The organism is Vibrio sp. D173a (assembly GCF_030248475.1).
Genome location: NZ_JAHGAH010000634.1, coordinates 1 through 582, shown reverse-complemented (window position 1 = coordinate 582; position 582 = coordinate 1). Strand labels below are relative to the sequence as shown.

At 48.6% G+C, this 582-nt stretch carries 1 protein-coding gene and 1 pseudogene; both read right to left on the bottom strand.

From position 1 onward, the window contains the following. A pseudogene (locus tag KIV40_RS28105) lies at positions 1-109 on the bottom strand (tRNA threonylcarbamoyladenosine dehydratase); the annotation flags it as partial. 104 nt (positions 110-213) lie between these two features. Beyond that, the coding region (locus KIV40_RS28100) for a 3D domain-containing protein (RefSeq protein ID WP_285352488.1) at positions 214-582 on the bottom strand (369 nt) is incomplete at its 5' end.

Sequence of the window (582 nt, the reverse complement as noted above, 5' to 3'; positions counted from 1 at the left end):
ATACGTGCGCCGCTCTTAGGATTTCGACTTCACTATTGCCATACAGACGACGAGTACCGCCAAATCTTTGGTCATAATTTTCAGAAGCTGGAGTGGTCAATTCACGCATTGTTGCCGCCAATTTTGTTGCATTAGAAAAAGAAAGAGTGCGTTTTATACGCACTCTTGAATAAAAAGTCTAGGGGATTAGCCGCTGTTGTTCAACGTACTCCGTTACTCACTCTTTTCGGGAGGCAAAGCCCACGGCGCTTCAGTTGCGCTGCCGTCTAAACCAAGTTTCCAAACACGTCCAAAGTGCTTGTAATGCCCCGCTTCAGTACCGGCTCTTGCGCCCATACCGTGGTAAAGATCGAGATGGTTCTGCTTCACCGCACCACCTGTATCAAGCACTAATAGCAGACGAAGTTGGTGAGCCCCACTCCAAGTACCATCAGCATTTAATAGTGGGACTTCTGCGAGAATTGGAGTGCCCATTGGTAGGATCGTTCTATCGCCCGCAACTGCAGCCATTGGTAATAGTGGAATACCGGCACTTCCCATAACGGAGAGGTCTTCATTCGCTTGGAAGAAAACGAACGACGG